At 59.8% G+C, this 12,962-nt stretch carries 15 protein-coding genes and 2 pseudogenes; 5 read left to right on the top strand and 12 right to left on the bottom strand.

Going from position 1 to position 12,962, the window contains the following annotated elements; translation table 11 throughout:
- Nucleotides 1–151 precede the first annotated feature (151 nt).
- The 6 genes from ACLEJQ_RS09895 to ACLEJQ_RS09920 form a co-directional block, all read right to left on the bottom strand.
- The gene (locus ACLEJQ_RS09895) at nucleotides 152–862 is read right to left on the bottom strand and encodes a KR domain-containing protein (protein WP_440794453.1); all 711 of its coding nucleotides are present in this window, start codon (nucleotides 860–862) and stop codon (nucleotides 152–154) included.
- Between the two features lie 148 nt (nucleotides 863–1,010).
- Nucleotides 1,011–1,814: an alpha/beta fold hydrolase gene (locus tag ACLEJQ_RS09900; protein WP_440794455.1), complete on the bottom strand. Its 804-nt coding sequence runs from the start codon at nucleotides 1,812–1,814 to the stop codon at nucleotides 1,011–1,013.
- A gap of 75 nt (nucleotides 1,815–1,889) precedes the next feature.
- Nucleotides 1,890–2,747, bottom strand: a complete 858-nt coding sequence (locus ACLEJQ_RS09905; protein WP_440794457.1) for an alpha/beta fold hydrolase — start codon at nucleotides 2,745–2,747, stop codon at nucleotides 1,890–1,892.
- A gap of 99 nt (nucleotides 2,748–2,846) precedes the next feature.
- Entirely contained in the window at nucleotides 2,847–3,494 is a 648-nt protein-coding gene (locus ACLEJQ_RS09910; RefSeq protein ID WP_440794458.1) for a ferric reductase-like transmembrane domain-containing protein, read from the bottom strand.
- Between the two features lie 213 nt (nucleotides 3,495–3,707).
- The gene (locus ACLEJQ_RS09915; protein ID WP_440794461.1) at nucleotides 3,708–5,021 is read right to left on the bottom strand and encodes an ATP-binding protein; all 1,314 of its coding nucleotides are present in this window, start codon (nucleotides 5,019–5,021) and stop codon (nucleotides 3,708–3,710) included.
- The gene (locus tag ACLEJQ_RS09920) at nucleotides 5,018–5,758 is read right to left on the bottom strand and encodes a response regulator (protein WP_440794463.1); all 741 of its coding nucleotides are present in this window, start codon (nucleotides 5,756–5,758) and stop codon (nucleotides 5,018–5,020) included. Before ACLEJQ_RS09920 ends, ACLEJQ_RS09915 begins: the two co-directional genes overlap by 4 nt.
- Nucleotides 5,759–5,965: 207 nt before the next feature.
- Here ACLEJQ_RS09920 and ACLEJQ_RS09925 point away from each other — a divergent pair, with 207 nt between their 5' ends.
- Nucleotides 5,966–6,469, top strand: a complete 504-nt coding sequence (locus tag ACLEJQ_RS09925; protein WP_440794465.1) for an HIT family protein — start codon at nucleotides 5,966–5,968, stop codon at nucleotides 6,467–6,469.
- 196 nt (nucleotides 6,470–6,665) lie between these two features.
- On the opposite strand, the pseudogene ACLEJQ_RS09930 reads toward ACLEJQ_RS09925, so the two are convergent.
- Nucleotides 6,666–7,040 (bottom strand): annotated as a pseudogene (locus ACLEJQ_RS09930) (isochorismatase family protein); the annotation flags it as partial.
- Between ACLEJQ_RS09930 and ACLEJQ_RS09935 the strand changes: the two are divergent.
- A pseudogene (locus ACLEJQ_RS09935) lies at nucleotides 7,036–7,170 on the top strand (LysR family transcriptional regulator); the annotation flags it as partial. The pseudogenes ACLEJQ_RS09930 and ACLEJQ_RS09935 sit on opposite strands and share 5 nt — an antisense overlap.
- A 168-nt stretch (nucleotides 7,171–7,338) precedes the next feature.
- Nucleotides 7,339–8,304, top strand: coding sequence for an endonuclease/exonuclease/phosphatase family protein (locus ACLEJQ_RS09940; RefSeq protein WP_440794467.1), 966 nt, complete (start codon nucleotides 7,339–7,341; stop codon nucleotides 8,302–8,304).
- A 106-nt stretch (nucleotides 8,305–8,410) separates the two neighbouring features.
- Here ACLEJQ_RS09940 and ACLEJQ_RS09945 read toward each other — a convergent pair whose 3' ends face one another.
- From ACLEJQ_RS09945 to ACLEJQ_RS09955, 3 genes are all read right to left on the bottom strand, one after another.
- Complete coding sequence (locus ACLEJQ_RS09945; protein ID WP_440794468.1) at nucleotides 8,411–8,704, bottom strand: antibiotic biosynthesis monooxygenase family protein; 294 nt, start codon at nucleotides 8,702–8,704, stop codon at nucleotides 8,411–8,413.
- A gap of 32 nt (nucleotides 8,705–8,736) precedes the next feature.
- Nucleotides 8,737–9,711 carry a zinc-dependent alcohol dehydrogenase family protein gene (locus tag ACLEJQ_RS09950; protein WP_440794470.1) on the bottom strand — a complete coding sequence of 325 codons (975 nt, stop codon included), beginning with the start codon at nucleotides 9,709–9,711 and terminating at the stop codon, nucleotides 8,737–8,739.
- Nucleotides 9,712–9,775: 64 nt separating this feature from the next.
- The gene (locus ACLEJQ_RS09955) at nucleotides 9,776–10,078 is read right to left on the bottom strand and encodes an ArsR/SmtB family transcription factor (RefSeq protein WP_003177098.1); all 303 of its coding nucleotides are present in this window, start codon (nucleotides 10,076–10,078) and stop codon (nucleotides 9,776–9,778) included.
- Nucleotides 10,079–10,408: 330 nt separating this feature from the next.
- On the opposite strand from ACLEJQ_RS09955, the gene ACLEJQ_RS09960 reads away from it, so the two are divergent.
- Together ACLEJQ_RS09960 and ACLEJQ_RS09965 are read left to right on the top strand one after the other, a co-directional pair.
- The gene (locus ACLEJQ_RS09960) at nucleotides 10,409–10,891 is read left to right on the top strand and encodes a hypothetical protein (RefSeq protein WP_440794472.1); all 483 of its coding nucleotides are present in this window, start codon (nucleotides 10,409–10,411) and stop codon (nucleotides 10,889–10,891) included.
- 13 nt (nucleotides 10,892–10,904) lie between these two features.
- Nucleotides 10,905–11,138, top strand: a complete 234-nt coding sequence (locus tag ACLEJQ_RS09965; RefSeq protein WP_440794474.1) for a hypothetical protein — start codon at nucleotides 10,905–10,907, stop codon at nucleotides 11,136–11,138.
- Between the two features lie 30 nt (nucleotides 11,139–11,168).
- On the opposite strand, the gene ACLEJQ_RS09970 is transcribed toward ACLEJQ_RS09965, so the two are convergent.
- Together ACLEJQ_RS09970 and trkA are read right to left on the bottom strand one after the other, a co-directional pair.
- Nucleotides 11,169–11,480 carry a tetratricopeptide repeat protein gene (locus ACLEJQ_RS09970; RefSeq protein ID WP_440794475.1) on the bottom strand — a complete coding sequence of 104 codons (312 nt, stop codon included), beginning with the start codon at nucleotides 11,478–11,480 and terminating at the stop codon, nucleotides 11,169–11,171.
- 87 nt (nucleotides 11,481–11,567) lie between these two features.
- The gene (trkA, locus tag ACLEJQ_RS09975) at nucleotides 11,568–12,941 is read right to left on the bottom strand and encodes a Trk system potassium transporter TrkA (RefSeq protein WP_440794477.1); all 1,374 of its coding nucleotides are present in this window, start codon (nucleotides 12,939–12,941) and stop codon (nucleotides 11,568–11,570) included.
- Nucleotides 12,942–12,962: the final 21 nt, after the last annotated feature.

Below are 12,962 nucleotides of genomic sequence, written 5' to 3' on the forward strand. Positions count from 1 at the left end.
GCACTCAAGCGGGAGCAAGCTCCCTCGCCACGGGAGTTCCAGCTGCTATCGGGGGCTCGGGCCGTTTGTGTCCGTGGGTCTCATCACCCGCTGCGTGCCGGTTTATTTCGACCGGCACGCGAGTCCATCGTCCCGGCCTTAGTTCGGCTACTTAACTCAAAGACTCCGCAACCGACGCAGTCCCCCGCCCAATCAACCGCCCCAACACCCCACTCTCATCAAACAACGCCCCTTTCGCCGCCGCCGCATCAGAATCCGCCAGCAACGCCGCCAACCCCGCCGGCAGCCCGACACTGATCAACACCGCTTCAAACTCAGCCTGCGGCAGGTTCTTATAAACCACCGGCTTACCCGTTTTCTTGCTGATCAACGCGGCCAGTTCGGTCAAGGTGTCGCTGCTATCCCCCGCCAGTTCATAACCTTGCCCGCCTGCAGTGGTCAGCACCACCGCGGCGGATTGGGCGTAGTCGGCACAGGGCGCGGAGCTGATGCGGCCCTCGCCGGCGCTGCCGAGCAGGACGCCGTGTTCCACGGCGCTCGGTACGTTCGCCAGGTAGTTTTTGCTGTACCAGCCGTTGCGCAGCCATACGTGGGGCGCGCCCGAGGCTTTCGAGGCGGCTTCGGTATCGCGATGTTCAGCGGCCAAGCCCAAGGTAGAGGTGTCTGCGTGCAGGACGCTGGTGTAGGCCAGGAATGTGACAGCCGCAGCCTTAATGGCATCGATCACGGCGCGATGTTGGGCGGCGCGGTTGCCCAGTTCATTGGCGGAGATCATCCGCAGTTCATCGACACCGTTGAGCGTGGCGGTCGGCGCGGCGTACCGTTGAACGGCCTTGCTCGACGATGAGGCCGTGCCAGTCAACGTCGCTGATAACTGACAGACCGCTATCGCGAGCAGGCTCGCTCCCACAGGGGGATTGTGGTCTGGTCATTAACCGAGCGGCGCTTTTTGGGGTGCTTCGCATAAAAAACCCGGCGTCTTGCGCCGGGTTTTGGTTAGCACGCGATCATTACTTGGCACTGGCCTGCGCCGCTTCAACGATCAGCTCTGCAACTTTGTCCGGGTTGGACGTCATCACCACATGGGAGGCGCCTGGGACGGTGACAGTCTTTTTAGAGCCGGCGCGGTCGGCCATGAATTTCAGGGCGGCTTCGGGGATGTTTTTGTCCGCCGAGCCGTAGATGAACCAGGACGGCAGTTTTTTCCAGGCCGGGTCGCCAGACGCTTCCTTCAAGGCCGCCTCGCTGATGGGGCGTTGGGTGGCAGCCATCAGTGCGGACTCGGCGGCTGGGACGTCGGCGGCGAACTGTTGGCCGAATTTGTCCTGCTGGATGTAGAGGTCTTTATTGCCGTCGTCCAGCGGTACCGGAGCGGCCAAGGTCGGTCCGAGGGTGCCGCCAGGGTAGCGGCCGGACAGTTCGATGGCGGTTTCGCCTTTGTCCGGTGCGAAGGCCGCGACGTAGACCAGTGCCTTGACCCGAGGGTTGTCGTGCACGGCGTTGGTGATCACGGCGCCGCCGTAGGAGTGGCCCACGAGGATCACCGGGCCGGCGGTGTGCTCGACGATGTCGGCGACGTAGTCGGCATCCTGCTTCACGCCGCGCAGCGGGTTGGCTGCGGCCACCACGGGATAGCCCTGGTTCAGCAGCCGGGCGGCGACGCCGTTCCAGCTGGACGATTCGGCGAAGGCGCCATGCACCAGCACGACGGTGGGCTTGGCGGCGTCGGGTTGCGCAGCGGCGGTGCTGTGGAGAGAGGTCAGCGCCAACGCAGCGGTAATGGTGGCGGCCAGGAGCGATTTGATATTGAGCATGATGATTCCGTTTTCATTATTGGTATGAGCCGTGATCGTGCCGCGCTGGGCGGCACACGGGCAGGTGCGATGGGCTTACTGGCCCAGGAAGTCCAACAGATCCTGGTTCAGACGGTCCTTATGGGTGTCGGTCAGGCCGTGAGGCGCACCCGGATAAACCTTCAATTCAGCGTTCTGCACCAGCTCGGCAGCGGCATGTGCGGAGGCGTCAATCGGGACGATCTGGTCATCGTCACCGTGCACGATCAGAGTGGGTACGTCGAACTTGGCCAGGTCGGCGCGGAAGTCCGTCGCCGAGAACGCCGCGATGCAGTCATAGGTGTTTTTGTGGCCGGCTTGCATGCCCTGTACCCAGAACGAATCGATCAGCCCTTGGGAGACTTTCGCCCCGTCGCGGTTGAAGCCGAAGAACGGGCCAGAGGCGATGTCGCGATACAGTTGCGAACGGTTGTCCAGCGAGGCCTGACGCAGGCCATCGAAGACTTCGATCGGCAGGCCGCCTGGGTAGTCTTCGGTCTTGAGCATCATCGGCGGCACGGCGCTGATCAGCGCGGCCTTCTTCACCCGATCGGTGCCGTGGCGACCGATGTAGCGGGTGATTTCGCCACCACCGGTGGAGAAACCCACCAGGGTGATGTCTTTGAGATCCAGGGTGTTGATCACCGCAGCCAGGTCATCGGCGTAGTGATCCATGTCGTTGCCTTCCCACGGTTGGCTGGAGCGGCCATGGCCGCGGCGGTCGTGGGCGATGACGCGATAGCCCTTGTCCGCCAGGAACAGCATCTGCGACTCCCAGCTATCGGAATTCAGCGGCCAGCCGTGGCTGAAGGTGACGACTTGTCCATCCTTCGGGCCCCAATCCTTGTAGTAGAGCTGTACGCCATCCTGGGTGGTGATATAGCTGCCGGTTTGGGTAGGGATGCTGGTGCTCATTCTTTTGCTTCCTTGTTTTAGGCAGTCGGGATGACTGCTTCTGAGAACTGTATTGGAGAAATATGTCGTGCCTGAGAAGGCCACTTCGCTTGTTGCGGATCAGGAGGCCACTGCTGCCCGGCGTATCGACGCCTGCCTGGCTTGGCTGCGTTTGTTGGCCATGGCCAGCTTGCCGACCAGTCGAATCGCCACCGCGGCGCAGATGAGGCCGAAAGGCAGTACGTACCAGTCGCTCATGGGGATACGTTTGAAGTTGGAGAAAGCAAATACGGCGGAGATGACCCACATGCCAGTGACGTGCAACGTCTTCCACGCCTTGGGGCCCAGCAGCCGGGCGGGTCCCTTGAATGAGGTCAGTGCCATCAGCAGGATGAAGGCGTAAGCGGTTCCGCCAGGGATGTTGTTCGCCACGGTGCGGGCCGGCCAGAACTCGGTATTGAGCTGCCCGTAGGCGTAGATCAACACGGCATGCACCAGGTGCGAGAAGGCAAAGGCGAGGCCGATGAAGCGCCTTTCACGAACCAGTGCCTTGGAGAGCGCCGACGGCACCGGTACGGCAAAGGCCGAGGCGGTGAATGCGATCAGAAACAGTGCGAAGGAGGAACGGGCGGTGGCGCGAATGGCGCTGCGCAATCCCTCGACCAGGTCAGGTTGCGCAGCGACTGCCGTGACACTCATCGCCACCACCAAGGCTGCGACCAGGCCGAACAGTTGCCAGCCCTGGGGACGGAAGGTTGATGTATTCATGGCAAGAACTCCTGTAGTCAGGTCTCGCTATTCGGGGATCCGATGGCGAGTCGATGGGGAGAATTCTTGCAGGGGTATGTATACCGGCTATGTTCGACGACCGGCGCTTATACGTTCTTTTGAGTCTGTGAATACGCTGGATACAATGGCTTACAAACCGCCGCTATGGGCGCCGGCCGGTACGGGCTGCACTTGACGTGCAGCCCGCAATGCCTATCGATTGGGGCCGAAATCGAGGGTTACGCAGAGACCGCCGCCGTCGCGGTTGCGCAGGCTCAGCGCCCCACCAATCGCGACAGCCAATTGCTGGGCGATGGCCAGCCCCAGGCCGGCGCCGCCGGTACTGCGGTTGCGTGAGCTTTCCACCCGATAGAACGGCTTGACCACCTCGGCCAGGACCTCTTCGGGAATGCCCGGGCCTCGGTCGAGCACACTGATCGAAACGCCCGTGCTCGCGTCGCCACCGATTTCCACCTCGGCGGTGCCGGCGTACTTCAGCGCGTTATCCACCAGATTCACCAGGATCCGGCGCAGGGCATGAGGGCGTGTCTCGATGACCGCGCCGTTCGTGCCGCGCAGGCTGACCTCCCGACCGGTGTCTTGATAGTCGCAGACCAGGCTGTCGAGAAAGGAATCCAGCCCGATGCGGCAACTGGCCTCGGTCGCCCCATGGACACTGCGAGCATAGGCAACACCTTCGCGCACCAGGTGCTCGATTTCGTTCAGGTCGTTGCCCAGTTTGTCTTTCTCTACCGAGTCGTCCATGAATTCGGCGCGCAGCTTCATGCGCGTGATGGGCGTCTGCAAGTCGTGGGAAATGGCCGCCAGCAGTTGCATGCGCTCTTTCAGGTATGCGGCGATACGCGCCTGCATGCTGTTGAAGGCCCGGGCGGCGTACGCCACTTCCCGAGGGCCGCTTTCATCCAGCTGTACGGGGTGTGCGTTCGGGTCAAGGTTCTCGACCGCCTCGGCCAGGCGACTGAGTGGGCGTATCGCGATCCGCACGGCCAGCCAGGTGCAGCCGATCAGCAACACCAGTTGACCCAACAGGACAAAGGGCAACCAGGGCGACAAGGGCCTGACCGAGGGGCGCACGTCGATGGTGACCGGACTGCCGTCAGCCAGCCGCACCTGGGCCTGGAAATGCTGCTGCGGACCGGGGATCTGGACGAAGGTCAGGGCATAGTTGCGACCCAGCGCGACTTGAAGCGATTGCGCAGCCGTCGCCGCGAGATCGTCCGACGCCAGTGCGATGCCGGGGTCGTGTTCGCGCAGCAGGTAGTCATAGTTGCGCCGCTGCAGACGCTTGGTCCACGCCGGGCGCTCGTCGGCAGGCAGACGATCGAGGATGGCGATGGAGGTCGCCGTGTCATGCTCGAAGTTGCCCAACATCGCCGTCTTGGTGCTTTGGTAGCGTTCGTAATACTGGGCGGCAAATGTCAGGGACTGGGCGAGTATCAGACCGACCAGGAACACCAGCCATAGCCGCGACGCCAGCGTGCGGGGCCATTGCAACGCGAGTTTCATGCCTGCTCCTCGAGCATTTCGACCGCAAAGGTAAAGACGTAGCCTTCATTGCGCACGGTCTTCAAGTAGAGCGGTTCGCGGGCGTCATCCAGCAAGCGCTGCCGCACGCGACTGACCAGCAGGTCAATGGAACGGTCGAAGATATCCGCGTCACGGCCCTGGGTCAGATTGAGCAGCTGGTCGCGACTCAGCACCCGCTGAGGATGATCGAGAAATACCCGCAGCAACCTATACTCGGCGCCGCTCAGTGAGACGAGCGTATCGTCCTCATCGAGCAAATGGCGGGCGGTGGTGTCCAGGCGCCAGCGGCCGAACTTGAGCAGGCGACCGCTTTCGCTGACGACGAAATTGGGTGGCAGCATGCGGGTACGCCGCAGCACGGCGTTGATACGCGCGAGCAGCTCCCGGGCGGCGAAAGGTTTGGCCAGGTAGTCGTCAGCGCCCATTTCCAGGCCAATGATGCGATCGGTCTCGTCGGTGCGAGCGGTCAGCATCAGCACCGGAGTCGCCTTGTGCTTTCCGACGCGCAGTTCGCGGCACAGCAGCAACCCATCATCCCCCGGCAGCATGATGTCGAGGACGATCAGATCCACCTGGTTGGTTTCGAGAAAGGCCCGCATCTGGCGACCATCGGCGACCACGGTGGTGCGCAGACCATTCTTCTTCAGGTAGTTGCCGACCAGCTCCCTGATCTCGCGATCATCATCCACGATCAATACGTGATCGACATGTTCCATGCCCTGCTCTCCGAAATACGCGCAACCGTTGCGCAATGTGCGATGCCCTGTTGCCGTTTGGCTGGGCTGCGTGGATCGATGTGGCCAGCTCGATATAAAGCCAGAGCCCTGTCAAAACAGCGGCGATTGTATCGCTCCGTACCTGCGGCTTGGTGAATGCGCAGCTACGAGTGATACCCTGCTTTGATAACTCTTCAAGGCCGTCATATGGACATACCGCCTCGCTTCATCATTTATGAGTCAACGCACTGGGTTGTGAACCACCGTATGGACAGTGCGTTGCCTGGCTATCTGATGCTCAGCGCAAAGGAAATGACAAACTCGTTGGCCGCGCTTCCGGCGCAAGCGCTGGTAGAGTTAGGGGCGCTCCAGGCAAGAATCCAGCTGGCCATCGAAACGCACCTGCATCCACAACGCTTGTACATCAGCCGTTTTGGTCATGATGCGGGATATTCCATCCATTTCCACTTCATCCCGATTTACCCTTGGATCGAGACTCTGTTCTGGCAAGACGACAGGTACAGGTCGCTCCAGGCTTTTGGCTCGCTCGATGATACCGTGCTTAAAACGGACGGTGCGGAGCTGACCCTGTTTGTATGGCGGGAGTTTTGCGAGCGTCCTGATCCGCCGGACGTACAAGGCCCATCCATCGAACAAACCATCAGCGTACTGCGCAGGGAATTGCGCGATCAAAGTCTTGCTGAGCAATGATAATAAGGTAAGGCGGCGCACGAAAACGCCCTTACCGATCAAAAACGAAGGAACCAGTGGCATCTGGAAAACGATCTGCTTGCTGGGTTTTAAAGCGGTTTCCGGGCCCTGATTCTCGCTGGCGTAGAAAAGGTGAGGCCTGCATATAGGTCTCACCCCTTTTCAGCTCATCGGTCAGAGAGCGCTTGATTGATACTTACGGAGCCTTTTCCGCATTGAAACCATCAGCGTTTTCAAATACGCCCATGAATCCCGCAACAGTCGATTCCCGCGCCCAATCACGCTGGAGTTCGCAATACATCTGCACGCGGCTGATCAGTTTGGCTCCCGCCTGCTCGATTCGGCGTAACGCGGCCTCGTGTGCGGCAACGGATGTGCCGCCGACGGCATCGACCGGTACGTAGACTTCATAACCTTCCTGTATGGCATCGAGTACCGGAAAGGTCAGACACGCTTCAGTCCAGAGTGCGGTCATGATGAGTTTGCGCCGGCCAGTGGCCTTGACCGCCTGATTGAACTCGACGTCTTCCCAACTGTTGATCGAGGTTCGGTCATGAGTGGGCAGACCGCCGCCTCCGGCAGGGGCCCATGTCGTGCGCCCACCAGGGCTGCATCCGGCTCGCAAGATACATGCACTCACCGAGCTGTTGATCGAGTCGTTCGGGCAGTCGCCACATTTTGCCAAGCCGGTGCCCGTATGACTTTTTGTGGGAGCTTCGCACCCAAGCGGGAGCAGGCCCCCTCGCCACAGGTTGGAGTCACTGAGGCTTTGTCAGCAGCATCACAATACGCTGCTAATCTCAAAAAAAGCGGCTAGAGCAGTGCCGTCACTATGACTGATATTGACGCGGTGCTCAGAGCTAAAGCCCATGAAGACATTGAATTTAGCCTTACTGCTTTTCTGTTTTCCCTATTCCGCTCTCGCTGAAACCCTCACCTTCGCAACATGGAACCTGGCTTGGCAGCGATCAGCGCCTCTGAGCCAGAGCCAGTTCGATGAATGCATCAAAATCAAGCCGGCCAAGCGCGAGCAACTTGAAGAAACACACCCCTACCGCTGGGAGTGCAAATCCCCTGCGCAGATAGAGGACTTGAAGGCAGTGGCGAAAAAGCTGAATGCGGACGTGATCGCTGTACAGGAAGTCGAGAGTCCGCAAGCGCTTCAGCAAATCTGGCCGAAGGATGAATACGATTTTTACGTGAACATGCGCAGCCCCTGGATTCAGCGCACCGGATTCGTTGTTCGCAGATCCAGCGGGTTTGAAGTCGGGACGATGGGCGATATTGAGTCGCTGGGCGACGCCTTTGAAAACCATGCTCGACATGGAACGGAGTTACCCGTGACCATCAACGGCATAACCATCAAGCTTCTATCCGTGCACCTCAAAAGCGGTTGCTTTGATCACGCGTTGAATAGCGGGTATGCGACCCAGCGCGACAAAGCCAGCGGCGTCATCACCTGCGAGGTGCTTAAGAAGCAAGCGCCTGCGCTTGAAGCGTGGCTCGATAGTTCAATCAAGTCTGGCTTTCCCTCCATGATCATCGGCGATTTCAACCGTCGATTCGATACTCCCATCGAACGCAAGTCGGATCCTGAAGTAAGTCTCTTCGCCGAGCTTTCAGATGGCGAACCGTCAGCGGCCCAGTTGTTTCGTCCAAGTGAGGGCTTCAAGGCGCTATCTGAATGTCGGGGCGGAGGGTCGAAGTGGTTGATCGACCATGCGCTGATGAGCAGCGATTTGAGAGAGCACTATGTGACAGGGTCGTTATTGGAGTTTCCCGTCCCGCTGAAAGGTTCGGATCATTGTCCCGTGAGTTTCAAGTTGAAGTTCTAACTACCGGTGGTCCCATCGAATGTATCGGGCAGGAAAAAGGGAAAGGGTTCATTTCATAGAACGAACCCTTTCCCTTGTTCAAAGTGAATCATCACTTTAGCCCGACCTAAAAGCTGTCCCCTTCAACATGGTAGACCTTCGGTTCCTCCGAAAAATAATCCTCCAACCCCAGCATGAACATGCGATGGTCTTCGCTCGCTTCGAAGCCGGGTGTGTGGTCTTCCAGCGATTGCCATCGCACGATCAGGTTGAACTGCTCGGGGGTTTCGATCCCTTGCGCCAGCATGTGGCCGCCGTAGCCCTTGGCCCGGGTGAGCAATGGGGCGACTTCGGCAAATGCGCTTCGGAACGTTTCGATGCGTTCTTTGTGAACGGGGAGCACAGCGATTTCATAAATCATGGCGTACCTCTGAACTGTCTGAGACTGCGCACTTACGGAATGAGCGATGGCTCGACGGCAATCGCGATTTTGCCTTGCAGGCCATTGTTGGGGCTTTCCAGTCGAGCGTGGGCCAGGGGAATGTCGGCCAGCGAGTAGACGGCGCCGACGTGGGGGCGCAGCTGACCGCGGGCTATCAATGCACTCAATTCGTCGAGCTTGCCGCGGTTCTGTCGGGTGAACACGAAGTGATAGCTCGCGTTCTTGCCCCAGGCCTGGACGAGGTTTTGTGGCTGGGCGATGTCGACGATCGAGACGACGCGGCCCAGTTGGGCGAGCACGTCGGGACTGCGTGAGAGTGTGTTGCCGCCGATGGTGTCGAACACGACATCCACGCCGTGGCCAGCGGTTTGCCGAAGCACGGCGTCGACATAATCTTCCTTCTCGTAGTCGATGATCACGTCGGCACCCAGGTTGCGGGCGAACTCCGCGTTGGCTTCGCGCACGGTGGTGAACACGCGGGCGCCCATGGCTTTTGCCACTTGGATTGCGACATGACCGACGCCTCCGGCGCCGCCGTGGACAAGAATACTCTCCCCGACCCTGAGCGCCGCACGCACCACCAGGGCTTCCCACACCGTCCCGCCCACCAGGGTCAGGCTCGCGGCCTCGAGATGGCTCAGCTCGGGCGGCTTCTTCCCGACGATGCTTTCGGCCGCGACGTGGTACTCGGCATAACTGCCTTGCCCGTCAAATATTTGCGGCGTGTACCAGACTTCGTCCCCTGGCTTGAAGGTGGTCACGCCAGGCCCTACGGCTTCGACCACACCCGATACATCGTGGCCGGTGATGGCCGGCAATGGCACCAGATCAGCATAGTCGCCGCGTCGAACCTGGTAATCCAACGGGTTGATGGAAGTGGCGTATACCCGGACCAGGACCTGGCCCGCTTGCGACACGGGCTTGGGCACCTCGCGCAGTTCGAACGATTCAGGACCGCCGAATGATTCAAGCATCATCGCTTTCATGGTAAATCCTCGTATCTAGAAAAAGGGATATCGAGATATCTCGATATATCGCGGTAAAAAAATGCTACAGATCTTTCCCGATGATCTCGGCGAGCGCACTGATGGTTGCTTCATTGCGCTTGTAGTAGGTCCACTGACCGATACGCCTGACTTCCACCAGGCCCACCCGTTGCAGCGTCGCCAGATAACCGGACACCGTTGACTGCGACAGGCCGATCCCTTCCTGGATACTGCTGACGCAGACGCCGACCGTATGAACGTCACCCTCATCCTGCGGGGGGAAGTTCTTTGCCGGATCCTTCAAACCTTTCAGAATTTGGAGTCGTGTCGGGTTTGAGAGGGCTTTGAAGATTTCGAGTAGGTCCATGTGGCGAGGATATCGAGATTTTTCGATATGTCAATACGCGGATTTGAACGACGCTTGGCTGGGGCTCTGGGGCCGCTTCGCAGCCCAGCGGGGATGAATCCCCTCGCCACACAAAGGTCCGGGCGTTTTTTGTGAGTGCTGCGCACTCAAGCGGGAGCAAGCTCCCTCGCCACGGGTGTTCTTTGACGGTAGTGCGAGCCGTCTGTAGGAAGCTTGAACCGAAGGCGCATATAGAAACTTGAGGTGACAAAAAGCCGCAATTAGCTTCTACGCAGGTCTTCATTCCTGTTGAAAACTCCAGGCCTTACGGATTCGTTAAGGACGCTGTACATGGAGTTCACTAGGCACCAGCTCACCGCCCATCACGGCATTATCTTCTGCATCACTCGTTTCACCGTCATGCCAAGTGACCGTGGCAGGCTCGGCACGCTGTATTTTCAGGAAGCCAAAGCGGCGCATTTCGATGTCACTCGGCTGCTGGTGGAGCTCTATGACAAGATGCTCGCCCGGGATCTGCCCTGCGTAATGAGCGTCGCAATCTCCCGTCCGCTGACACGTAAGCAGGGGGATACGCTCAACGATCAGCGCACAGACGTCATCAACATCACCACCGGATTCTTCACAGGGGTGACTGGTCAAGTACCGGTAGTGGGTCTAGCTATCGCACCGGTGGCGGGCTACATAGGCAGAAGGTGGGCGAAGGGCATCTTGCCGACCTATCACGCCGGCGACGTCATTGTCAGCCTGGATGCGCAGGTCAGCGGCGGTATCGGGCCACAGCGTTCGATGTCTTCCATGATCATCCAGTCCTGAGGAGCTATAGGCCATGAGTGTAACAACCCAATATCTGCTGGCCGGCCTGGGGATTGTGCTGCTGCATCTTTGTGTGAGGCGTTATGTACTCAGGTTACGACTAGGCCTGACCCTGGTTTGCTTGGGTTTTGTTGTGCTGTTTGTTTTGCCACCCTTCATTGGCAGCATCGATGTCGGGATTTTTGCAATCGCAGCGGTAGCGGCGGGATCGGGGATGTTTTCCAGCCGGAGGATGTATGAGAAATGAACTGGGCAGGGCGGTCGAGTCGCTGCGGGCTTAGGGGTGGCGGTCGAGTTTTTTGAGGAACACGGTCATTTCTTTTTCGGCTTGTTTGTCGCCATGGGCTTGGGCGGCTTGCAGGCCTTGTTCCCAGGCTTGGCGGGCGGCGGGGAGGTTGCCTTGGCCTTGGTGGGCCTTGCCCAGGAGTTTCCAGGCGGCGGAGTATTTGGGGTCGAGTTCGATGCAGCGTTGCAGGTGTTCGGCAGCGCGGGGGAAGTCGCCGAGGTCGAGGTAGCCTTTGCCCAGGCCGAAGCGTAGCAGGGGGTTGTCGATGCCCTTGGCTAGCATTTTTTCCAGGGATTCGAGCATGGGGGGCATGTCCTTTTTCTGGTGTTTCCAGTGACTGATTTGTTGAATGTTAGATGGCTATCGCGAGCAAGCACCCCATATTCTGGATCAGAAAAAGCTCAACCCCACATGAAACAGCTTCTCGACATCGCGAATGTGCTTCTTGTCCACCAAAAACAGGATCACATGGTCGCCCGTCTGAATCCTGGTGTCGTCATGGGCGATCAGCACTTCTTCGTCACGGATGATCGCGCCGATGGTGGTGCCGGGCGGTAGGCCGAGGTCGCGGATGGCTTTGCCGATGACTTTGCTGGATTTGGCGTCGCCGTGGGCGATCGCCTCGATGGCTTCGGCGGCGCCGCGGCGCAGGGAGTGGACGCTGACGATGTCGCCGCGCCGTACGTGGGCGAGCAAGGTGCCGATGGTTGCCAGTTGCGGGCTGATGGCGATGTCGATGTCGCCGCCCTGGATCAGGTCGACATAGGCCGGGTTGTTGATGATGGTCATGACCTTCTTCGCCCCGAGGCGCTTGGCCAGCAGCGAAGACATGATGTTGGCTTCGTCGTCGTTGGTCAGGGCCAGGAAGATATCGGCGTCGGCGATGTTTTCTTCCAGCAGCAGGTCGCGATCCGAGGCGCTGCCTTGCAGGACCACGGTGCTGTCGAGGGTGTCGGAGAGGTAACGGCAGCGCGCCGGGTTCATCTCGATGATCTTGACCTGATAGCGGCTTTCGATGGCTTCGGCCAGGCGTTCGCCGATCTGCCCGCCGCCGGCGATCACGATGCGTTTGTAGTTCTCGTCGAGGCGGCGCATTTCGCTCATCACTGCACGAATATTCGCCTTGGCGGCGATGAAGAAGACTTCGTCGTCGGCTTCGATCAGCGTATCGCCCTGGGGCAGGATCGGCCGGTCCCGGCGGAAGATCGCCGCGACCCGGGTCTCGACATTCGGCATGTGCTCGCGCAACTGGCGCAGTTGCTGGCCGACCAACGGCCCACCGTAGTACGCCTTGACCGCCACCAGTTGCGCCTTGCCTTCGGCGAAGTCGATCACCTGCAACGCACCCGGGTGTTCGATCAGGCGCTTGATGTAGTTGGTCACCACCTGTTCGGGGCTGATCAGCACGTCCACCGGGATCGCTTCGTTGTCGAACAGGTCATTGCGGGTCAGGTAGGCCGCCTCGCGGACCCGAGCGATCTTGGTCGGGGTGTGGAACAGCGTGTGGGCCACCTGACAGGCGACCATGTTGGTTTCGTCGCTGTTGGTCACGGCCACCAGCATGTCGGCATCGTCGGCGCCGGCCTGACGCAGCACGGTCGGCAACGAACCGCGCCCTTGCACGGTGCGGATGTCGAGGCGATCACCCAGGTCGCGCAAGCGCTCGCCGTTGGTGTCGACCACGGTAATGTCGTTGGCCTCGCTGGCCAGGTGTTCCGCCAGCGATCCGCCGACCTGCCCTGCGCCGAGGATGATGATTTTCATCCGCTCACTCCTTTCGAATCG

The organism is Pseudomonas sp. SMV71 (assembly GCF_052042015.1).
Taxonomy (GTDB): Bacteria; Pseudomonadota; Gammaproteobacteria; order Pseudomonadales; family Pseudomonadaceae; genus Aquipseudomonas.